This is a genomic window from Flavobacterium panacis (assembly GCF_024649945.1).
Classification (GTDB): domain Bacteria; phylum Bacteroidota; class Bacteroidia; order Flavobacteriales; family Flavobacteriaceae; genus Flavobacterium; species Flavobacterium panacis.
In genome coordinates, this window is the sequence record NZ_JANKMS010000003.1 from 20,375 (window position 1) to 44,064 (window position 23,690).

General features: G+C 33.3%; 24 protein-coding genes. 6 read left to right on the forward strand and 18 right to left on the reverse strand.

Translation table 11 applies throughout. The annotated features are described in order from the left end of the window. The first annotated feature begins 35 nt into the window (after positions 1 to 35). The 4 genes from NQQ59_RS08090 (at position 36) to NQQ59_RS08105 (ending at position 3,239) form a co-directional block, all read left to right on the forward strand. Positions 36 to 1,007 carry a M28 family peptidase gene (locus NQQ59_RS08090; RefSeq protein WP_144217481.1) on the forward strand — a complete coding sequence of 324 codons (972 nt, stop codon included), beginning with the start codon at positions 36 to 38 and terminating at the stop codon, positions 1,005 to 1,007. A 35-nt stretch (positions 1,008 to 1,042) separates the two neighbouring features. After that, positions 1,043 to 1,720 carry an SDR family NAD(P)-dependent oxidoreductase gene (locus NQQ59_RS08095; RefSeq protein ID WP_144217483.1) on the forward strand — a complete coding sequence of 226 codons (678 nt, stop codon included), beginning with the start codon at positions 1,043 to 1,045 and terminating at the stop codon, positions 1,718 to 1,720. A 78-nt stretch (positions 1,721 to 1,798) separates the two neighbouring features. Next, on the forward strand, positions 1,799 to 2,401 hold the full coding sequence (locus NQQ59_RS08100; RefSeq protein WP_144217485.1) for a SprT-like domain-containing protein: 603 nt from the start codon (positions 1,799 to 1,801) through the stop codon (positions 2,399 to 2,401). Positions 2,402 to 2,516: 115 nt separating this feature from the next. Beyond that, positions 2,517 to 3,239 (forward strand): hypothetical protein, encoded by a 723-nt coding sequence (locus tag NQQ59_RS08105; RefSeq protein ID WP_144217487.1) that lies wholly within the window; start codon positions 2,517 to 2,519, stop codon positions 3,237 to 3,239. 80 nt (positions 3,240 to 3,319) lie between these two features. Here NQQ59_RS08105 and NQQ59_RS08110 read toward each other — a convergent pair whose 3' ends face one another. The 6 genes from NQQ59_RS08110 to gcvP all read right to left on the reverse strand — a co-directional run bounded on the left by NQQ59_RS08110 (position 3,320) and on the right by gcvP (position 11,033). Further along, positions 3,320 to 4,081 carry an ABC transporter ATP-binding protein gene (locus NQQ59_RS08110; RefSeq protein WP_144217490.1) on the reverse strand — a complete coding sequence of 254 codons (762 nt, stop codon included), beginning with the start codon at positions 4,079 to 4,081 and terminating at the stop codon, positions 3,320 to 3,322. Beyond that, positions 4,081 to 4,827, reverse strand: a complete 747-nt coding sequence (locus NQQ59_RS08115; RefSeq protein ID WP_144217492.1) for an MlaE family ABC transporter permease — start codon at positions 4,825 to 4,827, stop codon at positions 4,081 to 4,083. The genes NQQ59_RS08110 and NQQ59_RS08115 overlap by 1 nt, the downstream gene beginning before the upstream one ends. 79 nt (positions 4,828 to 4,906) lie before the next feature. Next, the gene (locus NQQ59_RS08120; protein ID WP_144217495.1) at positions 4,907 to 5,755 is read right to left on the reverse strand and encodes a glycosyltransferase; all 849 of its coding nucleotides are present in this window, start codon (positions 5,753 to 5,755) and stop codon (positions 4,907 to 4,909) included. A gap of 142 nt (positions 5,756 to 5,897) precedes the next feature. Then, positions 5,898 to 6,425 carry a methyltransferase gene (locus NQQ59_RS08125; protein ID WP_144217498.1) on the reverse strand — a complete coding sequence of 176 codons (528 nt, stop codon included), beginning with the start codon at positions 6,423 to 6,425 and terminating at the stop codon, positions 5,898 to 5,900. A gap of 161 nt (positions 6,426 to 6,586) precedes the next feature. Next, on the reverse strand, positions 6,587 to 7,645 hold the full coding sequence (locus NQQ59_RS08130; protein ID WP_144217501.1) for a 3-oxoacyl-ACP synthase III family protein: 1,059 nt from the start codon (positions 7,643 to 7,645) through the stop codon (positions 6,587 to 6,589). 538 nt (positions 7,646 to 8,183) lie between these two features. Then, positions 8,184 to 11,033, reverse strand: coding sequence for an aminomethyl-transferring glycine dehydrogenase (gcvP, locus tag NQQ59_RS08135; RefSeq protein WP_144217503.1), 2,850 nt, complete (start codon positions 11,031 to 11,033; stop codon positions 8,184 to 8,186). Between the two features lie 193 nt (positions 11,034 to 11,226). Between gcvP and NQQ59_RS08140 the strand changes: the two genes are divergently transcribed. Beyond that, positions 11,227 to 12,039 (forward strand): UbiA prenyltransferase family protein, encoded by an 813-nt coding sequence (locus tag NQQ59_RS08140; RefSeq protein ID WP_144217507.1) that lies wholly within the window; start codon positions 11,227 to 11,229, stop codon positions 12,037 to 12,039. A 370-nt stretch (positions 12,040 to 12,409) separates the two neighbouring features. Here NQQ59_RS08140 and NQQ59_RS08145 read toward each other — a convergent pair whose 3' ends face one another. The 6 genes from NQQ59_RS08145 to NQQ59_RS08170 all read right to left on the reverse strand — a co-directional run bounded on the left by NQQ59_RS08145 (position 12,410) and on the right by NQQ59_RS08170 (position 16,702). Beyond that, the gene (locus tag NQQ59_RS08145; protein WP_144217511.1) at positions 12,410 to 12,865 is read right to left on the reverse strand and encodes an SRPBCC family protein; all 456 of its coding nucleotides are present in this window, start codon (positions 12,863 to 12,865) and stop codon (positions 12,410 to 12,412) included. 204 nt (positions 12,866 to 13,069) lie between these two features. Beyond that, on the reverse strand, positions 13,070 to 13,978 hold the full coding sequence (locus NQQ59_RS08150; RefSeq protein ID WP_144217514.1) for a TIGR01777 family oxidoreductase: 909 nt from the start codon (positions 13,976 to 13,978) through the stop codon (positions 13,070 to 13,072). Positions 13,979 to 14,075: 97 nt separating this feature from the next. Next, positions 14,076 to 14,894 (reverse strand): thiol-disulfide oxidoreductase DCC family protein, encoded by an 819-nt coding sequence (locus NQQ59_RS08155; protein ID WP_144217516.1) that lies wholly within the window; start codon positions 14,892 to 14,894, stop codon positions 14,076 to 14,078. A 176-nt stretch (positions 14,895 to 15,070) separates the two neighbouring features. Further along, positions 15,071 to 15,811 carry a YqjF family protein gene (locus NQQ59_RS08160; protein WP_144217519.1) on the reverse strand — a complete coding sequence of 247 codons (741 nt, stop codon included), beginning with the start codon at positions 15,809 to 15,811 and terminating at the stop codon, positions 15,071 to 15,073. Continuing rightward, positions 15,808 to 16,143 carry a hypothetical protein gene (locus NQQ59_RS08165; protein WP_144217521.1) on the reverse strand — a complete coding sequence of 112 codons (336 nt, stop codon included), beginning with the start codon at positions 16,141 to 16,143 and terminating at the stop codon, positions 15,808 to 15,810. The genes NQQ59_RS08160 and NQQ59_RS08165 overlap by 4 nt, the downstream gene beginning before the upstream one ends. A gap of 55 nt (positions 16,144 to 16,198) precedes the next feature. Next, positions 16,199 to 16,702 (reverse strand): GbsR/MarR family transcriptional regulator, encoded by a 504-nt coding sequence (locus NQQ59_RS08170; RefSeq protein WP_144217523.1) that lies wholly within the window; start codon positions 16,700 to 16,702, stop codon positions 16,199 to 16,201. Between the two features lie 137 nt (positions 16,703 to 16,839). Between NQQ59_RS08170 and NQQ59_RS08175 the strand changes: the two genes are divergently transcribed. Next, positions 16,840 to 18,102, forward strand: a complete 1,263-nt coding sequence (locus tag NQQ59_RS08175; RefSeq protein ID WP_144217525.1) for a cation:proton antiporter — start codon at positions 16,840 to 16,842, stop codon at positions 18,100 to 18,102. A gap of 97 nt (positions 18,103 to 18,199) precedes the next feature. Here NQQ59_RS08175 and NQQ59_RS08180 read toward each other — a convergent pair whose 3' ends face one another. The 6 genes from NQQ59_RS08180 to NQQ59_RS08205 all read right to left on the reverse strand — a co-directional run bounded on the left by NQQ59_RS08180 (position 18,200) and on the right by NQQ59_RS08205 (position 23,615). Continuing rightward, complete coding sequence (locus tag NQQ59_RS08180) at positions 18,200 to 18,859, reverse strand: SanA/YdcF family protein (protein WP_144217527.1); 660 nt, start codon at positions 18,857 to 18,859, stop codon at positions 18,200 to 18,202. A gap of 13 nt (positions 18,860 to 18,872) precedes the next feature. Continuing rightward, complete coding sequence (locus NQQ59_RS08185; protein WP_186296617.1) at positions 18,873 to 19,034, reverse strand: hypothetical protein; 162 nt, start codon at positions 19,032 to 19,034, stop codon at positions 18,873 to 18,875. Beyond that, on the reverse strand, positions 19,031 to 19,609 hold the full coding sequence (locus NQQ59_RS08190; RefSeq protein WP_144217529.1) for a zeta toxin family protein: 579 nt from the start codon (positions 19,607 to 19,609) through the stop codon (positions 19,031 to 19,033). Before NQQ59_RS08190 ends, NQQ59_RS08185 begins: the two co-directional genes overlap by 4 nt. A gap of 32 nt (positions 19,610 to 19,641) precedes the next feature. Continuing rightward, on the reverse strand, positions 19,642 to 21,669 hold the full coding sequence (locus NQQ59_RS08195) for a M3 family metallopeptidase (RefSeq protein ID WP_144217531.1): 2,028 nt from the start codon (positions 21,667 to 21,669) through the stop codon (positions 19,642 to 19,644). 115 nt (positions 21,670 to 21,784) lie between these two features. Continuing rightward, on the reverse strand, positions 21,785 to 22,270 hold the full coding sequence (purE, locus tag NQQ59_RS08200; RefSeq protein ID WP_144217533.1) for a 5-(carboxyamino)imidazole ribonucleotide mutase: 486 nt from the start codon (positions 22,268 to 22,270) through the stop codon (positions 21,785 to 21,787). Positions 22,271 to 22,460: 190 nt separating this feature from the next. Continuing rightward, on the reverse strand, positions 22,461 to 23,615 hold the full coding sequence (locus NQQ59_RS08205) for a 5-(carboxyamino)imidazole ribonucleotide synthase (RefSeq protein WP_144217536.1): 1,155 nt from the start codon (positions 23,613 to 23,615) through the stop codon (positions 22,461 to 22,463). Positions 23,616 to 23,690: the final 75 nt, after the last annotated feature.

A 23,690-nucleotide genomic window follows, 5' to 3' on the forward strand; every position in this document is an offset into this window, starting at 1 on the left:
TTCCTTCTTGCATTCATTACTAAAATCAATTCATTATGAAAAAACTGTACTTTTTACTTCCCGTTCTTTTCTTTGCCTGTAAATCGAGTACTTCTAGCGTACCATCAAAAGATTCAGGTTCAAAACCAATTGAAGTTACTTATAAAGTCAATGAGACTGAGATTTCAGATCTCTTAAAAACGCTTTCATCAGATGAAATGGAAGGACGTGAAACGGGAACAAAAGGAATAGAAAAAGCGGCTGTGTTTTTAGAAGATTTCCTGAAGAAAAATCACATCAAACCTTATTTTAAAACCTATCGTGATACATTGACAAATTTCAAATCTCCAGCTTTTAATATTGTTGGAGTGATAGAAGGAACAGATCCTGAATTGAAAAAAGAGTTTGTGGTTTTAAGCGCACATTACGATCATATCGGAATCGAGAAAAAAGATCAACCAGATAAAATTAATAATGGTGCAAATGATGACGCATCAGGAGTAACTTCTGTTGCTGCAATGGGAAAATATTTTAGTGAAACTAAAGCCAACAAACGCAGTATCTTAATTGTGTTTTTTGCTGGAGAAGAAAAAGGATTATTGGGTTCAAAAAGTTTAGTTCAGAAATTAAAAGATCAGAATTTCAATCTTTATACGCAGCTTAACATCGAAATGATCGGAGTACCAATGAAAAGAGATTATCTAGCTTATATTACAGGTTTTGATAAATCGAATATGGCATCTAAAATAAATGAATATACAGGAAAAAATACCATTGGATTTTTGCCTAAAGAAGCAGAATATCAATTGTTTTACAGATCTGATAATTATTCGTTTTACGATGTTTTCAAAAAGCCGTGCCAATCGTTAAGTACTTTCGACTTTGAAAATTTCGATTTTTATCATCATGTTTCAGATGAATTCAAATTAATGGATATTCCTCATATTACTGCTTTTACTCAAGAATTACTGCCGGCGGTTACCAAGATAGCAGTTTCGCCAACGCAGGAAATAACCATGAATAAATAAGAGGTCATTTTACAGCATTTGATTATTTTTGTTACATGAAAAATATTATCGTTACAGGAACAAGCAGAGGAATAGGTTTTGAACTAGCTTTACAATTTGCTGAAGCCGGCCATCAGGTTTTGGCAATTTCCAGAAAAATTCCACAAACATTATTACAACATCAAAATGTAACTTGTCTTTCAATTGATTTGTCAGATGAAAATGCTTTGCAGGAAGTAGATCAATTTCTTTCTTCAACTTGGAAAAAAGTAGATGCAGTGGTTCATAATGCTGGTGCTTTACTTTTAAAACCTTTTGTAGAAACTACTCAAGCAGATTTTGAAAGTATTTATAAAGTGAATGTTTTTGCTGTTGCGAATTTAACTCGTATTTGTATTCCATATTTAGAAAAAGGAAGTCATGTCGTTACAATCAGTTCAATTGGCGGTGTTCGAGGAAGTTTGAAATTTGCAGGATTAGCCGCTTACAGTTCAAGTAAAGGTGCTGTAATTACTTTAACCGAATTATTGGCAGAAGAATATAAAGAAAAAGGAATTTCCTTTAATGTTTTAGCTTTGGGTTCTGTTCAAACTGAAATGCTGAATGAAGCTTTCCCAGGTTATCAAGCTCCTATTTCTGCTGAAGGAATGGCAACTTACATTTATGATTTTACGCTTAACGGAAATAAATATTTTAACGGAAAGGTTTTAGAAGTTTCGTCGACTAATCCGTAGTTAAATTCCAAATATTTAAAATTCCAAATTCCAATTGATTAAAAACTTATAACTCATAATTCATAACTCATAACTATTTTGAGCGAAACTTTAGCAAAATATATTCCTGAACATGCGGTAAAACCCGTTTTCGATTTGATAGTGGCCAATCAGGTGCACTTGAAAATTGTAAACGAACGTCAGACGCGTCACGGTGATTATAGACGCGGACCAAGTGGAAAACATGAAATTACGGTTAATGCTAGTTTGAATAAGTATCGTTTTTTGATAACGCTTATTCATGAAATTGCACATTTGGTTGCTTTCGAAAAATTTGGAAGAAATATAAAACCTCATGGAAACGAATGGAAATTTACTTTTCAACGTTTAATGGTGCCTTTTATACGGCCGGAAATATTTCCGGGACAGATTTTACCTTTATTGGCAAGGCATTTTAAGAATCCGTCCGCAAGTAGTGATACTGATACGACATTGTCTTTGGCTTTAAAGCAATATGATAATGATAATGATAAAAGTTACGTTTTTGAAATCCCTTACGGAAGTGTATTCAGAATCAACAACGGAAAAGTTTTCAAGAAACTGGCTGTTCGAACCAAACGATTTGAATGTATTGAAATAAGTTCAGGAAAGACCTATCTTTTTAATCCAAATGCTGAAGTAGAATTGATTAATGTTCAATAAATAAAATCCAAATTCCAAAGTTGATACAATTGGAATTTGGATTTTTTTTTAGAAGTTTAATGTTTAAATTAGCTTACATTCAATGAGTTAATTTATCTTTGGAAAAATGGTTTTTATGAAAAAAATACTACGTTCATTTTTTTTACTTATTATATTGGTAAGCTGTAGAAAAGATCCTGTAATGATTAAATCCGGAATTGAAACGAGAGTTTTTGGAAAACTTACGGATTTTCACGACAAACCAATTTCTAATTTAAAAATTAAAGTAGCAGAATTTAAGGCTACAAATAGTGGTGGCCTTTTTATGTCTGTTGAAAATCTTGAATTTGTAGATTGGATCGATTCGACTTATACGAATACCGATGGTCGTTATGATTTTGTTTTCAAAACAACTGGTAATGGAAATTTTTATAGACTTTTTTTTGGTGAAAGAACAAAAGAAAATGAGCCACAAATTATATGGGATCCGTTTTATGTTGATATTACAAACGGTGCACATGATATGAAATATATTGGTAAAGAATTTGAGTTTAATACCATTAATTTGGTTGAGTTGTATCCTTGCCAAGTGACTTTAAAAGTCAATAATCTTGAAACATTTCCTATGACACTTTCTCATAGTTTGACTTATTTTTTTAATTTGAAGAATATAGAAACTAACGGAACTTCTATACATACTATATATATAAATAAATATAATGATCAGACCCTTACTGTTTTAAGGCGTAAAAATGGAATTTCACAGCAAGCCGTTTATAAATTTCCTGCAAGTAATACAGAAGGAATTACATATCAAACAATAACAGTTGAAGAAGCTGATTTTAAAGATGTGAAATAACATTTCACAACAAAAAAATCCCAAATTCCAATGTAAAATTTGGAATTTGGGATTTTTATATTGGAATTTCAAAAGGATTTTTAACCTTTCAAATAAGCTTCTCTTACTTTTTTAAACAAGTTAGAAGAGTAAACAAACTTCACAATGTCTTTGTTTTCCGTTCTGAAAATTTCTTCTTTATTTCCCTGCCAAGCTTTTACTCCTTTCTTTAAGAAAACAATATTTTCACCAATTTCCATAACCGAGTTCATATCGTGCGTATTAATTACAGTCGTAATGTTATATTCTCGTGTAATTTCCTGAATCAAATTATCAATCAAAGTAGAAGTGTTCGGATCAAGACCAGAGTTTGGTTCGTCACAAAACAAATACTTCGGATTGTTTACAATTGCACGGGCAATAGCCACACGTTTCTGCATACCTCCTGAAATTTCTGAAGGTAATTTTTTATGCGCTTCGACCAAGTTTACTCTTTCTAAAACAAAATCAACACGTTCTTTGATTTGTGCTTTGGTATTATTGGTAAACATTTTTAGAGGAAAAGCAACATTTTCTTCCACAGTCATAGAATCAAACAATGCACTTCCCTGAAATACCATTCCGATTTCAGTTCTTAGTTCACGTTTTTCATCCTTGTCTAAATCAGAATAAACTCTTCCGTCAAATTCGATTGTTCCTGAGTCTGGGGTGTGAATTCCTAAAAGCGTTTTTAATAAAACTGTTTTTCCAGATCCACTTTGTCCTATAATTAAATTGGTCTTTCCAGTCTCAAAAACCGTCGAAACGCCTTTTAAAACTTTACTGTCACCAAATGATTTTTCTATGTTTTTTACTTCTATCATTATCCTAATAATAATTGAGTTAATATATAATTAAAAAGAATGATACAAACTGATGTCCATACAAACGAAACTGTACTTGCTTTACCAACTTCTAGCGCTCCACCTTTCATATAATATCCATGAAAAGAAGGAATTGTTGCCAATAACATCGCAAAAATTAATGTTTTGATAAAAGCGTATGTAATATGAAAAGGAATAAACTCCATTTGAGCTCCTGCTATAAAATCTTCGCTAGTTGAAAATCCGCCATAAGCAGAAGCAAGCCAACCTCCAAAAATTCCTAAAAACATACTAATGCAAATCACGAAAGGATACATTAATAGAGCTATGATTTTTGGAAAAACAAGATAGTTTAAAGAGTTAACTCCCATAACTTCTAAAGCATCAATTTGCTCTGTAACACGCATCGTTCCTATACTTGAAGTAATATAAGATCCCATTTTTCCGGCCATAATTACCGAAATAAAAGTAGGAGCAAACTCCAAAATTACAGATTGACGTGTGGCAAAACCAATTAAATATTTTGGGATTAAAGGATTTGTTAAGTTTAAAGCTGTTTGAATCGCCACAACTCCTCCGATGAAAAAAGAGATAAAGCAAACAATTCCAAGAGAGTCAATAATAAGATCATCAATTTCTTTTAGAATTAGACTTTTCATAACGGGCCATTTGGTCTGTTTATTGAAAATTTCTTTCAGCATTAAAAAATATTTCCCGATTTGGGACAAATAACGAATTAGCATCATAATTTTTAAATATTGGCTAAGGTAAAAAGAAGTTATGAGTTTTGGGTTATGAGTGAAGAGTTTTCGGCCTATTTCCCAATCAAATTAACTTTTCTTTCATTTTTTGTAAACGATAATTCCTAATAAACTTAGCTTGTTCTGGTGTGACTAATAAAGGAGTTTTAGCATTTTTAGCTTTCAAGAAACCTTTGATGTAGTCTAAAAATAGAAATGGTTTTTTCTTCATCATTGCCAGTTTTGCCGAAGCAATTGCAGTGATCCAAAAACCATATCCTAAAGTATAAAAAGCTTCGCCTTGTTTGTAACGAGCTGTTTTGTTGTAATTTGCTCCGGTTGGTTTTAGATGTTTTACGTGTAAAGATTCGTCGGTAACAATTTTCCAATCGTAATATTTACAAAGTAATTCGTCAACTGTATCCCAGCCCATTGCTGGACGTAAACCGCCAATTTGCTGATAGGTTTCTTTTCTATATGCTTTTAAGGCACCGCGAATATGATCTTTATCGGTTAAGTTTTCTAAAACCCATTCGCCATTTTTATCGATATAACAGAATCCGCCGACCATTCCGACTTTTGGATCAGATTCGAAATGTTTGATAATGGTTTCGAAATAATTGGGAGGAAAAATCAAATCACCATCAATTTTTACAATGATATCGTAATTTGAATCTAAAGTTTCAAAACCTTTTTGAAAAGCCTGAATTACTTTGCTTCCCGGCATATGAATCGCATCTGAAGTTTTATTGACAACAGAAATATATGGGTTTTCTTTTGCGAACCTCAATACGACTTCTTCTGTTTTATCGGTGGAATTGTCATTTACAACCACAATTTTTGAAGGTAAAACAGTTTGAGTTACCAAAGATTGTAAAGTCAGACCAATAAGATCTTGCTCGTTGTGTGCGGGAATGACGATATAGTATTTCATAAATTTTCAATTTTAAATTCCAATTTTTAAATTCGAAATTCCAATCAAACTGGGTTCAATTGGAATTTGAAATTTTATTTTTTGAGCTTTCCAAAGTTGGAATTTATTCCCGTAAGTTATCGGGATTTATTGGAATTTGCCGTTAGGCTTTTATCTTTTCAGCCACGACAATATAATATCTTGGAGTGAAATATCTTAATAAAGGTCTTAGTCCAAACTTTTTTACTGGATGTGTAAATTGCAAACGGTCTGTAATTTTCCAGCCTGTTTTTTCTAAAAGCCAATCCAATTGCCAGTCTTCAAATTCGTGATAATGTCTGTCCCACATATCTGTTTTAGAACGATATGCTGGCGAAAACCATAAACGTAACGGAATTGAAATTAGCAATTTATCACATTTTACGTTTTGTAAAATGGTATATGGGTTTAGTAAATGTTCGAAAATTTCAAACGCTGTAAAAACAGTATAATCTTCTGTTTGTAATGCCGTATGATCGTTATCTAAATCTTCGCCTTTAGTGTTTTTTACGGTATAACCATTTTCTTCCATTATTTTAGAAAACGGATTTGGAACTCCAAAATCAAAAATGGTTTCTGATGTGCTAACGTGCTTTTGTAAAAACTCTAAAGTAAGTTTGAATCTTTTATTAGGAAACGTTTTTTCGTACATAGTTTTGGCGAACGAATCAATCTCTCGTTCTTGATTTTAATTAGGTCGCAAATATACTAAAAAAGTCCGCACCTTTAGGTACGGACTTTTTTAGTTTTCAGTCGCAGTATTCAGTCTCAGTTTACAATCTGATGAACTGCGACTGTGACTGAATACTGTGACTAGTAACGGTAAACAAAAGCATTAATATTCATCCCCGCTCCAACCGAAGCAAAAATGACAACATCACCTTTGTTGATTTCGTGGTTTTCAATTTTTCCTTGTAAAATTAAATCGTATAAAGTAGGAACTGTAGCCACACTGCTGTTTCCTAAATCGTGAATGCTCATTGGCATGATATCTTTTGGCGGAGTTTGACCGTAAAGTTTGTAGAAACGTTCTATAATGGCTTCGTCCATTTTTTCATTAGCTTGATGAATCAAGATCTTTTTAATCTCACTAATGTCAATTCCACTTTCATCTAAACAGCTTTTCATTGCGCACGGAACATTGCTTAAAGCAAATTCGTAAATTTTACGTCCATACATTTTGATGTATTTAATGTCTGGATCTAAGTCTGGATTGTATGATTTTCCGAAGAAAAGATAATTCGCTTCATCATTGGCAAAAGTGGCACTTTCGTAAGATAATAATCCAGAGTCGTCTGTTGATGCTTCTAAGATAGAAACTCCAGCTCCATCAGAATAAATCATCGAATCACGATCGTGATCGTCTACAACTCTAGATAAAGTTTCGGCACCAATTACCATTACTCTTTTTGCCATTCCAGATTTGATGAAAGCATTTGCTTGTAAAACACCTTCGATCCATCCTGGGCATCCAAAAAGAATATCATATGCCACACATTTAGGATTTTTGATTCCTAATTTGTTTTTAACACGAGTTGCTAAACTTGGTAAGATATCGGTTTGATGTGTTCCTACTTTTACATCGCCAAAGTTGTGGGCAAAAATAATGTAGTCTAAAGTTTCTGCATCGATTCCTGCATTTGCGATAGCTTTTTGAGCAGCAAAAAAAGCTAAATCTGAGGCTGTATATTGTGGTTCGGCGTAACGACGGTTTTCAATTCCGGTTATACCTTTAAATTTTTTAATTACGACTTCGTTCGGGTAACCAAATGGAGTTCCATCTTCATTTAAAAAAATATGTTTATCAAAATCTGTATTCTTAACTTCTAGGTTAGGAATGTAACTTCCAATACCAATTATTTTTATTTTCATTTTTCCCTTTAATTATCCGATAAATTTAGCGCTAATGTATAAATAATATTATGATAACTATCATAAAAAATAGTATGCATGCATATAATTGTGAAATAACAGTTTTTTGGAAGATATATTGTGTTTCTTCTAATGATTTTTTAATATTTCCTAGATTTCAAACGATTGAAGAGAATTTTTTAATCTAGATTTTTTGGGAATTTTATTGTTTTCTAGAAATAATTTCACAAAAATCTAACAAAAAGTTATGTTTTAATATATCGGAATCTTCCTTATTGTTTTGATCGCGTGAGGGATAGGAGCAATCCGCCGCGGCGGAGCGGATAGCCCGACAGCATCCCGATAAAAGGGCGAATAAATGCAAAGTGAATTAGCCCTTTTTTCGGGATGGTGGCACGCCCAGATTATTTTTATTTTGTTTCAAGTTTCAGGTTTCACGTTATGCTAGGAACTTGAAACCTGAAATCTGAAACCAAAAAGAAACCCGACAGGTTTTTAAAATCTGTCGGGTTCTTAATATTAATAGAAAAACTAATTCTTAGTTTTCCATGTAAGCTTCAATAGGAGCACAGCTACAAACTAAATTTCTGTCACCGTAAGCATCATCAACACGACGAACAGATGGCCAGAATTTATTGTCAGCGATGTAATCTAATGGATACGCTGCTTTTTCTCTTGTATAAGGTAAATCCCAAGCATCATTAGTTAACATTGCTAATGTGTGAGGTGCATTTTTCAATACGTTGTTTTTATCGTCAGCTTTTGCTTCTTCAATTTCTTTTCTGATTGAGATAAGCGCATCACAAAAACGATCTAATTCTGCTAAATCTTCAGATTCTGTAGGCTCGATCATTAAAGTTCCTGCAACTGGGAAAGAAACCGTTGGAGCGTGGAAACCGTAATCCATTAAACGTTTTGCGATATCACCAACTTCGATTCCGTTTTCTTTGAATGAACGGCAATCTAAAATCATTTCGTGAGCTGCTCTTCCGCATTCTCCTGTGTAAAGAATTGGGTAGTGACCTTCGAAACGAGCTTTCATGTAATTTGCGTTCAAGATCGCGTGCTCTGTAGCGCTTTTTAATCCTTCAGCTCCCATCATTGTGATGTAACCGTAAGAGATTAAACAAACTAAAGCAGATCCGTAAGGTGCAGATGAAATCGCTGTAATTGCTTGCTCACCTCCAACTTTTAAGATTGGATTTGTTGGTAAAAACGGAACTAATTTTTCGTTCACACAAATTGGTCCAACTCCAGGTCCACCACCACCGTGAGGAATAGCGAAAGTTTTGTGTAAGTTTAAGTGACAAACGTCAGCGCCAATTGTAGCAGGATTTGTTAATCCAACTTGCGCATTCATGTTTGCACCATCCATATATACTAATCCGCCGTTATCGTGGATTAATTTTGTGATTTCGATAATTGAAGATTCGAAAACTCCGTGAGTAGAAGGATACGTTACCATTAAACAAGACAAATCATCTTTATGCTCAATTGCTTTTTCTCTTAAATCTTCTACGTCAATATTTCCTTCTGGAGTCGTTTTCGTAACAATAATTTTCATTCCAGCCATCGCTGCAGAAGCAGGGTTTGTTCCGTGAGCTGAAGAAGGAATCAAACATACATTACGGTGCCCTTCGTTTCTTGACATGTGGTAAGCACGAATCGCCATTAAACCAGCATATTCTCCTTGCGCTCCAGAGTTTGGCTGTAAAGTTGTTCCAGCAAAACCAGTAATCACATTTAATTGCTGCTCTAATTTTTTCAACATTGTAAGGTAACCTTCAACTTGGTCAACTGGTGCAAACGGGTGAATGCTGTTCCAGTTTGGCATTGATAAAGGCAACATTTCAGAAGCTGCGTTTAATTTCATTGTACAAGAACCTAACGAAATCATTGAGTGATTCAATGATAAATCTTTACGCTCTAATTTTTTGATGTAACGCATCAACTGGCTTTCTGAATGATGATTGTTGAAAACATCATGCGTTAAGAAAGAAGATGTTCTTTCTAATGAAGCTGGTAATTGACTAGTCTCAGTTAATTCAGAAACAAAAACAGTTTCTTTTCCTAAAGCTTCAGCAAAAATCGCAACGATTTGGTTGATGTCTGCAACCGAAGTTGTTTCGTTTAACGAAATAGAAACTGATTCAGCATCAGGATAGAAGAAGTTTACTTTGTTTTTTTCTGCAACCGCTTTTACTTTTTGAGCATCTGCTTTTACCAAAATAGTATCAAAGTAAGCTGAGTTAACTTGAGAAACTCCAATTTTATTTAAAGTTTCAGCAGTAGTTACCGCTGATGCGTGCACTTTCTTTGCAATATATTTCAAACCTTCTGGTCCGTGGTAAACTGCGTACATTCCGGCCATAACAGCTAATAAAACCTGAGCCGTACAAATATTTGAAGTCGCTTTTTCGCGTTTGATGTGTTGTTCACGAGTTCCTAAAGCCATACGTAAAGCACGGTTTCCGTTTGCATCAACAGAAACTCCGATGATACGACCTGGCATAGAACGTTTGTACTCATCTTTAGTTGCAAAATAAGCAGCGTGAGGACCACCATAACCCATTGGTACACCAAAACGTTGTGTAGTTCCAACAACAACTGCAGCTCCCATTTCTCCCGGAGAAGTTAAAGTTGCCAATGATAAAATGTCAGCGGCGAAAGCTACTTTAATTTCGTTTTCTTTTGCTTTAGCAACAAAAACGCTGTAATCGTTTACCTGACCGTATTTTCCTGGGTATTGTAAAATAGCTCCGAAGAATTCATTTGAAAAATCAAATGTTTCGTGGTTTCCAACAACTAATTCAATTCCGATTGGAGTTGAACGCGTTTGAAGTACAGATAAAGTTTGTGGTAAAATTTCTTCAGAAACGAAGAATTTATGTGTATTGTTTTTCTTTTGATCACGAGTACGAACGTCAAATAATAACGCCATAGCTTCAGCCGCTGCAGTACCTTCATCCAATAAAGAAGCATTAGCGATTTCCATTCCTGTTAATTCAATAACAGTAGTTTGGAAATTCAAAATAGCTTCTAAACGACCTTGTGCAATTTCTGCTTGGTAAGGCGTGTAAGCTGTATACCATCCTGGGTTTTCAAAGATATTTCTTTGAATTGGAGCCGGAACGATAGTTGGGTGATAACCCAAACCAATGTATGATTTAAATGTTCTATTTTTCTTTCCTAAGTCACGAATATGATTTGCATATTCGAATTCTGTCATCGCAGGATCTAAATTCAACGGCGCTTTTAGACGAATATCATCTGGAAGTGTTTCATAAACAAGTTGTTCAATCGAATCAACTCCAATAGTTTTCAGCATGTGCTGAAGATCAGTTTCTCTTGGACCAATGTGTCTTAAAGCAAAAGCATCTGTTTTCATGTAGCTATCTAATGTTTTTAAATGAATGTGACTCGGCACTTTACGGGGCGAATAACATTTAAAAGTAAATGTGTTGTTTTTTTGTGGCGCAAAATTAAGTATTATTAATAATTTAATAGGTATTTTTAACTTCAATTTTTATCAAATTTATAACTAAAGAGTTGATTTGTTACCAATTGATTAGATTTGAGCTATGAAACTACTAAAACAAATATTCGATTTTTATTTAAACAGCAGTATTCACGTGGCTTTGTCCTGTTATGCTTTGGTGCGAATAACTTTTCATGTATTTCATATTCAGTACGATGAACCGATGGCACTTTTTGTTTTCTTCGGAACAATTGTAGGATATAATTTCGTAAAATATGATGCATTAGTTCGCGTCAAGAAAAATCCGATTGGAACACAATTAAAAATTATTGCTGTTTTGAGTTTTATTTCAGTGATTTTAGTGGGTTATTATTTCTTCCATTTAAAAAGAATTACGCAAATAGTTTCTGTCGGAATTTTTGCGATAACCGCACTTTACACTTTACCGTTTTTTCCGAACAGAAGAAATGCCAGAAACTGGGCAGGCGTAAAAATTTATATTGTCGCACTTTGCTGGGTTGGCGCCACTTTGGTCTTGCCTTTAATAAATGCTGAACTTCCATCGACTATGGATTTCTTTATTAAATGTATTCAACGATTTATTTTGGTTTTTGTGCTAATTCTGGTTTTCGAAATTTTAGATTTAGCCAATGACGATCCCCATTTGCAAACCGTTCCACAGACGATAGGAGTGAAGAAAACCAAACTTTTAGGATTCTTATTGTTGATTCCGTTTTGGTTTTTAGAGATTTTTGTTTCCACATTTAATATTCATGATGCCATTATAAACTTGATAATGGTTATAATGCTGATGTTATTTATTGCTTTTGCCAATACCAATCGTTCCAAATATTATACTTCGTTTTGGGTAGAAGCCGTTCCAATTTTTTGGTGGCTGATGGTGGTTTTTCTTTAAAATTAATCTGGACGTACCACTTCGGTAGCCAGCTTCTATCCCTCACGCAAAACGTAAAATGAGAAAATATCATTTTCAAAAGAAATTAAACAGAATATTTGAAGAACATAACCAATGGTTTCAACCATTGGGACACAATGTTTCGCTTCGTATTTCGCATGGATTTTGAAAACGTTTCCCACGGTTGAAACCGTGGGCTATGTTTGAAATTGATTGTTTAAAAATTGATTTTTTTTTGAATTGCCTCCAGCTTTAGCTGGAGGTTAAAGAGATGCTTCCAATCTGGCTTTAGCCTAATTATTAGTTTGGCTAAAGCCCTAGACATTCGATTAAATTTCTCCTCCAGCTAAAGCTGGAGGCAATTCAAAAATCAATATTGTATTTCTGAAACCTCTTTTAAAACTTTATTTCTTTCCAAAAGAAACTTTTTCAAATGCTTTTTCAAAAGCAAAACATCAAATAAACTTCCAAAAATTCCAAACGGAGTTTCATATTGTAATTTATCTTTCATGATTGTAATTCCATTTTCTTCTTCAAAAAAATGTTCATGTTTGAAAAATTTGAATTTGCCTTCTTCCATTTCATCCACAAAATAATCGTAAAGATTCATTGCCGTAATTCGGCTTTTGTGAGTTAGATAAAATCCGAAATGTTTGCCACGCCAAGTTACCGTTTCGTTTAAATTTATTAAACCTGAAGTTATTCCCGCAATTGCTTTTTCTTTTGAAGCACTTGCAGATTTTTGATGAATGTCGATGTTTCTTGAGGCATCAAAAACGGTTTGTTTTGAGGCTTTTATTTTTGTAGTTAGGTTTATCGTGGTCAAGATTTTAGATTATTTAAGTCCCAGAGGGACGACATATTTATAGTAATAGAATTATGCGTCGTTAGAGCCCCAGCAGGGTGATATATCTAATTTTTTAAAAAATATTTCGCTCCGCTGGAGCTTTAGAAACGAATGTTATTGGATTCTATAAATATTTGGCTCCGCTGGAGCACAAAAAAGGTTTCTAATTTTTGCAAAAGTTTTTTAATGAAGTAAATCTTCAAAAGCCTCATCGATATTCCCAAACTTAAACTGAAACCCATTTTCCAAAAGTCGTTTCGGAATCACATTTCTACTTTTCAAAACCAATTCCGTTTCAGTTCGAATCAAAAAAGATCCAATTTCCAGAAAGAATTTATTCAACGGAATTCCGAAAGGAAAACCAACCGCTTTTCTAAGTTTTTGCATGAAATCAACATTCCGAATGGGTTCAGGTGAAACGACATTAATAACGCCAGTCATTTCTTTATCAATGATAAAATCAACTGCATTTGCAAAATCTTCTTCATGGATCCAGCTTACAAATTGATTTCCTTTTCCTTGTTTTCCTCCAAAACCAATTTTTGCCAAAGCCTTTAACGGAATCAAAGCCCCTCCATTTTTTCCTAAAACAATAGAAGTTCGTAAAGCCGTTTTTAAAGTTCGTGGAGTTTCGGTTTTAAAAAATGCTTTTTCCCAAGACAAAGCCACATTTATAGAAAAGTCGTTTCCAATTTCACCATCAACTTCATCCATCTGTTTGTCCAAAGAAAAACGATAAATAGTTGCCGTTGATGAATTCAGCCAGTGTTTTGGTGGATTCTGGCAATTTAAAATTGCTTTGTTGAGAACTTTTGTGCTGTCAATTCTAGACCACAGAATCCTCTTTTTGTTCTCTTTGGTATAACGACAATCAACCGATTTCCCGGCAAGATTAATTAGAATTGTTGCGTTTTCTAATTCTTTTTCCCAGCCAGAAAATGTCTTGGCATTCCAGTTCACGTATTTAATTCCGTCTTCCGTTTTTGAATTTCCACGGGTTAGAATTACAATTTCATCAAATTTATTTTTGAAATGATTTACTAAAACTTGTCCTAAAAATCCAGTTCCTGCTGCTATAATAAGTTTAGTCATGTTGTGCGATTTTTTTGCCACAAATTGCACTAATTTTTATTTTCTAAAAGTGAAAAATCAATTCGTGAAAATTAGTGCAATTTGTGGCAAAATTTAATTAATTTAAAATTAAAAACAGAGCAATAATTCTATACAAAATCCAAGTGAAAGATAAATAAAAAGGAAGTTTTAAAAGTTTCACTCTTCTAAAATGTTCCAAAAACATAATCAAAACGGTTATTCCAAACCAACCCAAAATGATCATTTGCGGAAGCAGAACAAACTGACTTAAAATTAAAACTGGTGTTAGAATTAAACTTCCCATTAAAGAAACGGTCATTAAATTTCCAGCATAAGTGAGTATCTTTTGTTTGTCCAATTTGAAAAGAAATAAACTTTGAAAAACAATTTGTCCAAAAGCTAAAATTAATTCTCTCGTAATCGTACTTTTTGGGAAATTCAAAATCAAATTAGAATATCTAAATAGAACGAAAGTTGTTATAGTCAAAGCAAATCCAATGAATAGAAATCGGTATTTGTAATTGAAATCGGGAATGCATTGCAATTTGTTTTCTTCTTTTACACTTCCAGGAATAATTACTTTTCTATTGTAAGAAACAAAAGAATAAAGCTTTTTCAGAATGAAGTGAATTGGTTTTATGGTTGCGACTTTTTCAATTAACGGAAAAGAAAAACCAATCACTTTTATCAAACTATCAATTCCGTACGTTACCGTTTTGGTTTTATTGTCGACCAAAGCAATTTCGTTTGGAGCACGTTTTAAATCCACAAAATTTTGCTCTTCTTCAGATAACTGGCAATAAGATTTTCTTCCGTTTTGATCTAACATACCACTTTTTACAAATCCGGTAGTATATAAACTGCAAAGCGGACAATCTTCATCATAAAGCAAAGTTTGGTTTTCGAGCGTTTTCATAATTTTAGGTTTTAAGATTGATGTTTTTAACACATAGAAACATAGCTTTTAGAAGATTAAAAAAGGCGTTTCACTAATTTTAATTCACATAGTTTATCTATGTGTAGAAACTAGTTTCTTTTATTCTCTTTTTTGAGATAACAATCTATTTTTCTATGTGTTGAGTTTTTTATGCGTTAAGCGTATAATTCTTTTTCAGCTGAAAACAACTGAATCTTTCTTTTATTCTTAACTGTAATTTCAGATCCTTTTGCTAAGAATACAGAGGTTGGTTTTTTAGTTTGAAGAAATTCAAAATCGCTTCCATAAGTTTCTTTAAAATCAATATCAATTCGATGATTTAAAACTTCAAATTGTTCCCATCTAGGATGTGTCACTTCATATTCAAAAGTAGTTTCTTCGTCGATTTTTGTATATCCGAAATAGTGCTCGGTTATGAATTCTGCTTCAGAATCAATTTTGATTTGGCTCACATCTTTTTTGGTTTCAATTTCAATTGTATTCCATTCTTTATTGTTTTTCCATTGATAGATGAAAGTGTTTGTTTCTTCATTTTCTACAATCTCATGTTTCATTTTTTGAGTCTCATAATGTTCCTGATACAAAGTATTTGCAATGAAAGTAATGGCTTTTTTGGGAACAATTTCTTTAATAAAAACGACACCACGTTTCCATTCACCATTTTCAAAACGTTTCACATAAAATCTCAAATTGACTTCTTCAAAATTGATGTGAAATGGAATTTTCAATCCTAAAACTTTAGTGTTTTTAAACATAAAGCCAACCAAGCTGACATAACATTTGTCATTCCAAATATCAATCTCAGTTCCAACGGGAACATATTTTTCTAAAACCTCACGGTCAACTTCATAATTGAATAAGGCTAAATTTTTCCATTCTGCTTTTAAGAAATTCATTTGTGTGCTTTTTTGTAGATTATTATTGAAAGATAAAAAGCTAGTATTGCAGGTGTTCCCATTAGAAAATAGCTTTTAAGATCATGAGATGAAATCGGATTTATGCAAATCATGACAAAATAAAAAATTACTCCGATGATGTAAGTTTGAAGATATTTGTTTTTAGGATCATCAAATAACATACATCCGCCAATAGTCACTTGGAAAAGCCCCGTCAGTATGCTGAATAGTAACGCAAACACAATAAAATCAATGATTTGTAAAAGTGCTAAGAGATAAATTATTGCCGGTACACCAACAAAAAAGTAATTGAGATAATTAATGTTTTTCATAATTTTTGATTGTTTTAAACTTTCAGAAAAAAATGAAAGTTTTGGTTAGATTTTTTTATTTCATCATTTTCATGACTAATTTCCCAAGCCAATTATCATTAAATTCAGTGATTTTATCTAACATATTATCTGCTTTTAAAACGAAATCGTACAATTTAGTTGTTTGATCAACAAAGTGTTTTTCTTCAGCAGAATCTTTTGCTTCAATAGTCGAAACTTCTTTTAGAATTTTAAGAGTAGGTTTGATCTCTCTTTTGCTTCTTTCTCTTGAAATTTTAACTGCCAATTCGTCTAAGTCTTTTTCAGCCGTAAAGAATTCTTTTCTTTCTCCAGCTTTGTATTCTTTATAAACAATTCCCCAATCCATCAAACCACGCAAGTTCATACTGGCGTTTCCTCTTGAGATTTGCAATTCTTCCATAATGTCTTCCATAGAAACAGGTTCGTTTGAAACCATTAATAAAGCGTGGATCTGTGCCATCGTTTTATTAATGCCCCATTGAGAACCTAATGCTCCCCAAGTTTGAACGAATTTATTTTTTGCTTCTTTGAATTCCATGACACAAATGTATGTAAAAGTTTTTAAACTTTCAAAAATAATTGAAACATATTTAACGAATAATAAAGTTATGTTAATTCGACCCTTGAAATTTTGATTAAATAATGATACAGCTATTTTTGTAAAAATCACATTTTATGGAATTATACTACACATTTTCGGTGCTTATTGTATTAGCATCTTTCTTCGCCTATTTAAATTTAAGATTTTTAAAACTTCCAGGAACCATCGGAATCATGATTATTGCCATGTTGGTTTCTGTCGGAATTCGTCTTTTGGGAGATTCTTACTTTCCTTCAACCACCAAACATTTTTTTGATTTAATCAAACAATTTGATTTCAACGAAATCTTAATGGGAGCGATGTTGAATTTTCTTTTATTCGCTGGAGCACTTCACGTAAATATGGCCGATTTGAAAGAGCAAAAAGTGCCCATTATGATTTATTCTACAGTAAGTGTCGTTTTATCTGCTTTGATTATTTCGATGCTTTTATATTATATCGCACCGCTTTTAGGGATTCATATTCCTTATGTCTTTTGTCTTGTTTTCGGAACTTTAATTTCTCCAACCGATCCAATCGTGGTATTGGGAGTTTTAAAAGAAGCGAAAGTTCCAAAAAGAATCGAAACAAAAATTGTTGGCGAATCGCTGTTTAATGATGGAGTAGCGGTAGTAATGTTTGCTGTCGTTCTAAAAATGGCAACTGATCCAACTTTTGATGTTACTTTCAGTTCTATCTCTTGGTTATTTATAAAAGAAGGTATTGGCGGACTTTTATTAGGAGCCGTTTTCGGATTTACAGCTTCGAAAGTCATGAAAAAAGTCGACGATTATAAAGTTTCGGTTTTAATCACGCTTTCTATTGTAACAGGAGGATTTTTGGTTGCACAAGCGCTACACGTTTCTAGCCCGCTAGCGATGGTTGTGGCTGGATTAATTATTGGAAATTATGGTAAAAAAGTGGCCATGAGCGAAGTTACTAAAGATTATTTAGGAAAGTTTTGGGAACTTATCGATGAAATCTTAAATGCTGTTTTGTTCCTTTTTATCGGATTTGAATTGCTTTTACTTCCAGATTTGAACAAGCAATTATTGACAGGTTTTGTAGCTATTTTTATTGTACTGTTTTCAAGATTGACTTCTATCGTTTTACCGTGGAAATTCTTCGACATCTTTAAGTTCTTCGGAATCAAATCGGCTTATAACAAAGGTTCTTTGATGGTTTTGGTTTGGGGAGGAATTCGCGGTGGAGTTTCTATTGCGTTAGTTCTTTCGATGCCTGAAGGAGAATATAAAAACTTGCTTTTGGAGGTAACTTATATTGTTGTTTTATTCTCAATTGTTGTTCAAGGATTAACTGTTGGGAAATTGGCGAAACGAGTTTTAGAGAAGGAGTAGAGAATATAGAGAAAAGAGCAAAGAAGAAAGATTTCTATTCTTTGTCTTAGATTATTAAATTGAAAACCCTGCAAGTTCTTTTGCAGGGTTTTGTTTTTTATCTTTTATCGTCCTTAGAATAATTAGATTCTCCGTTAATATTAATTTCTCCACCTAAAAACTTAGGTTCACGATTTCTTAAAACATCAAAAAAGGATTTACATCTCGAAAGAAGTTCTCTAAAACGAACATAATTATAACCTAAATATTCGCCTTTATTTGCAGAATATCCAGCAGATTTTACGCCCAATTTATTTCCGATGTAAATCGCACGGTTCAAATGATATTCTTGCGAAATCAAAGTTGCTTTCTTTATCTTGAAAATATGTTTCGCACGATACATTGTCGAATACGTATCGAAGCCGGCGTAATCAATAAAAATCTTTGTGGTGTCAACTCCATGCGAATAGCAATAATTTTTCATTACAGTCAATTCGTCATATTCATCACGACCGTTATCTCCAGAAAGCAGAATTTTATTGATTCGTTTGGCCTTCCAAAGCATAATTCCTGCATCAAGGCGGTCCTTTAAATATTTGCTAGGTTGATTTCCGTTGATTCCGGCGCCAAAAATAATTCCTACATCATTCTTTGGAAACTTTTTAATAGAATAATGAATATACTTTTTAGTTGAAGAGGTTACATGATAATTGATAGAAACAATTGTGACCAATCCAATAATGGCAAGATAAAGGACTATTTTAAAATATTTTTTCAATTTTGATAAAAGTTTAGTCTTTAATATCAACAGCGTTTATCGTTTGGATTTTTCCATCTGCATAAACAACGATTTTTCCATTAGATTTCTTTTTGTTCTCAATCATTTTTTTTGAAGAAACTTTTAAGCCTTCAATGATTTTATGTTGGAGTTCTTTAATTTTATCTTTTGTCATTTTAAAAAAGTATTTATTTCATTAAACAAACCTCTGTTTATAATTTGAATATCTTCATTAATTTCTTTTTCAAGAATAAGGACAGGTGATTTATTTGAATTGTTGAATAACATTACGTTATCACATTTATCAAGATAAATCTCAAAGAAATTTTTAATTCCTCTGATATATCTTCGTTCAATAACATCTTCCGGGATATTATGTCCACCTTCATTAACTCTAATTTTGACACGTTGCTTCGCTAATTCAATTGAATTAAGCCAAAAGAAAATTAATGTTACAAAATATCCTTTGTCTTGAGCTTTTTTTACAATTGAAAGATAACTTTTGGCAGACAGAGTAGTTTCGAAAGCAAAATCAACTTCTTTTTGTAATAATTCATCAATTCGATTGAGCATAATTCTTCCAGCTTCAAAACTTACTGTTTCTGGCTGGAAAGGAGATAAACCTTTGGCAATTTCATCTGCATTTACAAATTCTTTACAATCTAAAATTTCTGGCAAAATTGTATATGAAGCTGTTGTTTTTCCAGCTCCATTACAACCTGCAATTATGTATAGATTTTTTTCTTTCAACACATTTAAAATAATAACAAAGATATTAAATATTAAAGCAATCCCGCTCTCTTCAACAAAGCTTCAGGTTTTGGCTCTTGACCTCTGAAACGTTTGTATAAAGTCATTGGGTGTTCAGTTCCTCCTTTAGAAAGTACATTGTCTTTAAATTTCTTCGCTACTTCTTCGTTGAAGATTCCTTTTTCTTGGAAAAACTCAAAAGCATCAGCATCTAAAACTTCCGCCCATTTGTAGCTGTAATATCCAGAAGAATATCCGCCTTGGAAAATATGGGAAAAAGCTGTGCTCATCGCATTTTCTTTTACATCTGGATACAATTGTGTGTTGGCAAATTGTTCTGTTTCGAAAGTTTTAAGATCAGTAATATTCGTTGGATCTTGTCCGTGCCAAGCCATATCCAACAATCCGAAACTTAACTGACGCAACGTTGCCAAACCTTCTTGAAAACTTGCACTTTCTTTAATTTTCTGCACATACTCAATCGGAATAATTTCTCCTGTTTCGTAATGATTGGCAAACAAAGCCAAAGCTTCTGGCTCGTAACACCAATTCTCCATAATCTGACTTGGTAATTCTACAAAATCCCAATAAACAGAAGTTCCGGACAAACTTGGATAAACCGTATCAGCTAACATTCCGTGTAATCCGTGACCGAATTCGTGGAATAACGTCGTCACTTCATTAAAAGTCAATAATGAAGGTTTTGTTTCGGTTGGTTTTGTAAAGTTGCAAACGTTCGAAATATGTGGTCTTTCGTTTACGCCTTCTTTTACATATTGTGATTTGAATGAAGTCATCCAAGCGCCATTTCTTTTTCCTTTTCTTGGGAAGAAATCAGCATAGAAAATCGAAACTAAATCATTTTTAGCATCTCGAACTTCATAAGTTGTTACTTCTTCGTGGTATTTATCAATATCAAAAACCTCAGTAAATGTTAAACCGTATAGTTTTTTAGCAACGGTAAAAGCACCGTCCAAAACTTTTTCTAATTGAAAATATGGTTTTAGTTTTTCATCATCTAAATTAAAAAGCTGTTGTTTTAATTTTTCAGAATAATAAGCGCCGTCCCATTTTTCCAATTGCTCAATTCCGTCCAATTCTTTTGCGAAAGCGGTTAATTCAGCAAATTCTTTTTGAGCTGCAGGTTTTGCTTTTGCCAATAAATCATTTAAGAAAGAAAAAACTTTTTCTGGACTTTCTGCCATTCTTTCTTCCAAAACAAAATGGGCATGCGTTTTATAACCTAATAAATTGGCTCTTTCGTGACGCAATTTTGCAATCTTTAAAACATTTTCCTGATTATCGAATTCGTTGTTTTGAAAACCTTTTGCGCCAAAAGCAATGGCCATTTTTTTACGCAATTCGCGATTGTCAGCATAAGTCAAAAACGGAACATAACTTGGATGATCTAAAGTAAAAATCCAACCTTCTTTTTCTTGGTTTTTTGCTAATAATCTAGCGGCTTCGATTGTTCCTTCGGGTAAACCTGAAAGATCTTTTTCATCTGTTAAATGCAATTCGAAGTTGTTGGTTTCTGCCAAAACATTTTCGCCAAATTGCAAACTCAATTTCGATAATTCTTTGTCGATTTCTCTTAATTGATTTTTCTTGTCTTCTGGCAAATTTGCTCCGTTTCTGGAGAAGCTTTTGTATTTTTTATCCAATAAAGTCGTTTGCTCTGGGTTGAGGTTCAAACTTTCTTTTTGATCGTAAACGGCTTTTACGCGTGCAAATAATTCAGCATTTAATCGAATGTCATTTCCGAATTCTGAAAGCCAAGGCGAAACTTCCTGAGCAATTTTCTGCATTTCGTCATTCGTTTCAGCCGAATTTAAATTGAAGAAAACACTTGAAAGACGATCTAAAACATCGCCTGAAAAATCCATCGCTACAATTGTGTTTTCAAAAGTTGGCGCATCTGGATTATTTGTAATCGCATCAATTTCGGCTTTAGCCAAAGCAATTCCTTCCTGAAAAGCAGGAACGTAATCTTCGATTTTAATCTTCGAAAAAGGTGCGGTGTTATGTTTGGTATTGAAATATTGTGTTAATACGCTCATAGTGTTGTTGTGTTACGCAAAGTTTCACCAAGAAGACACAAAGCTTCGCAAAGTTTTTTAAATTATTCTTTGCGAAGCTCTGTGATTGCTTTTGCGAATCTTTGTGGAATTAATTTTATTTATTAAGACCTTCAGCCGCCTTATTAACCGCAGCTTTCAATTCTTCTTTATAAGTAATAATCGTGTCCAAAACTTTTTTGTCATGGCTTCCGATGATTTGTGCAGCTAAAATTCCAGCATTTTTTGCTCCGTTTAAAGCTACGGTCGCAACAGGAACTCCGCCTGGCATTTGTAAAATAGATAAAACAGAATCCCAGCCGTCAATCGAATTACTAGATTTTACTGGAACTCCAATTACGGGAAGGGGAGACATAGAAGCCACCATTCCTGGTAAATGTGCCGCACCGCCCGCGCCGGCAATAATTACCGAAATCCCACGATTGTGTGCGTTTTTGCTAAAATCGAATAATTTCTCCGGCGTTCTGTGCGCCGAAACGATATCTACTTCAACTTCAACATTGAATTGTTTTAATATGTCGATTGCATCCTGCATAACTGGCATGTCTGAGATGCTTCCCATTATAATAGCTACTTTGCTCATGTTTTTTTATTTGTTTCAAGTTTCAAGTTTCAGGTTTCAAGTTGATAAGCTGAAATCTAAAGTTATTTGTTTTTTGCCACGAATTACACAAATTCACACGAATTATATTTAAAATTCATTTGAGGAAAAATTTGTGTGAATTTGTGTAATTTGTGGCTAACAATATTTTTTGTATGCTAATCACTAATTACTATTGACTAATTACTCGAATAGTATTTTTAACTTCCTGTGCAATTCTTCTCGCTTCTTGCATATTTTCATTTACGATAGTAACGTGCCCCATTTTTCTAAAAGGACGCGTTTGTTTTTTTCCGTAAATATGTGGCGTTACACCATCCCATCCTAAAATGGTTTCGATGTTTTCATAAACTACATTTCCAGAATAACCTTCGGCACCCACTAAATTTACCATAATTCCGGCAACTTTGCTGTCTGTGTTTCCTAACGGAAGATCTAAAATTGCACGTAAATGATTTTCGAATTGTGAAGTATAACTTGCTTCGATAGAATAATGACCAGAATTGTGCGGACGAGGAGCAACTTCATTAACCAAAATTTCATCTTCGTTGGTTTGAAACATTTCAACAGCTAAAAGTCCAACGTGATTGAATTTTTCTGAAACGTTTAAAGCAATTGCTCTTGCTTTTTCTGCAACTTTTTCATCAATTCTTGCTGGGCAGATTACGTATTCTACTTGGTTGGCTTCTGGATGAAATTCCATTTCTACAACTGGATAGGTTTTAATTTCTCCCGATGGATTTCTTACTACAATTACCGCCAATTCGTTTTTGAATGGAACCATAGTTTCGGCAATACATTCTACATTTGGAAGATTATCTAAATCTGAAATCTGACGAATTACTTTTACGCCGTTTCCGTCGTAACCAAATTCGGTACATTTCCATACAAACGGAATCGTGATTTCGTTATTTCCAACTGATTTTTGCAATTGCGCTGGATTTTCAAAACGTAAATATGATGCAGTTGGAATATTACTGTCTGTATAAAAGTCTTTTTGAGTTCCTTTATTCTGAATTCCTTTTAAGGTTTTTGGAGATGGATATACTTTTACGCCTTCGTTTTCTAATTGCGTCAAAGCTTCAAGATTTACCAATTCGATTTCGAAAGTCAAAACATCGACTTGTTTTCCGAAGTTATAAACGGTATCGTAATCCATTAAATCGCCTTGAAAGAATTTGTTGCAGGCAATTTTGCTAGGCGCTTCGTCGCTCGGATCTAGAACGTAAGTTTGTATATCAAATTTTCTGGTGTCAAACAAAAGCATCTTGCCTAATTGTCCACCACCTAATATTCCTAATTTAAAATCAGAAGAAAAATAATTCATTTTTAGTTGTGTTTTTGCAAAGATACTTTTTAATCTTTTTTTAGCCAAAATTTAGTTTTTTTCGCCACAGATTAA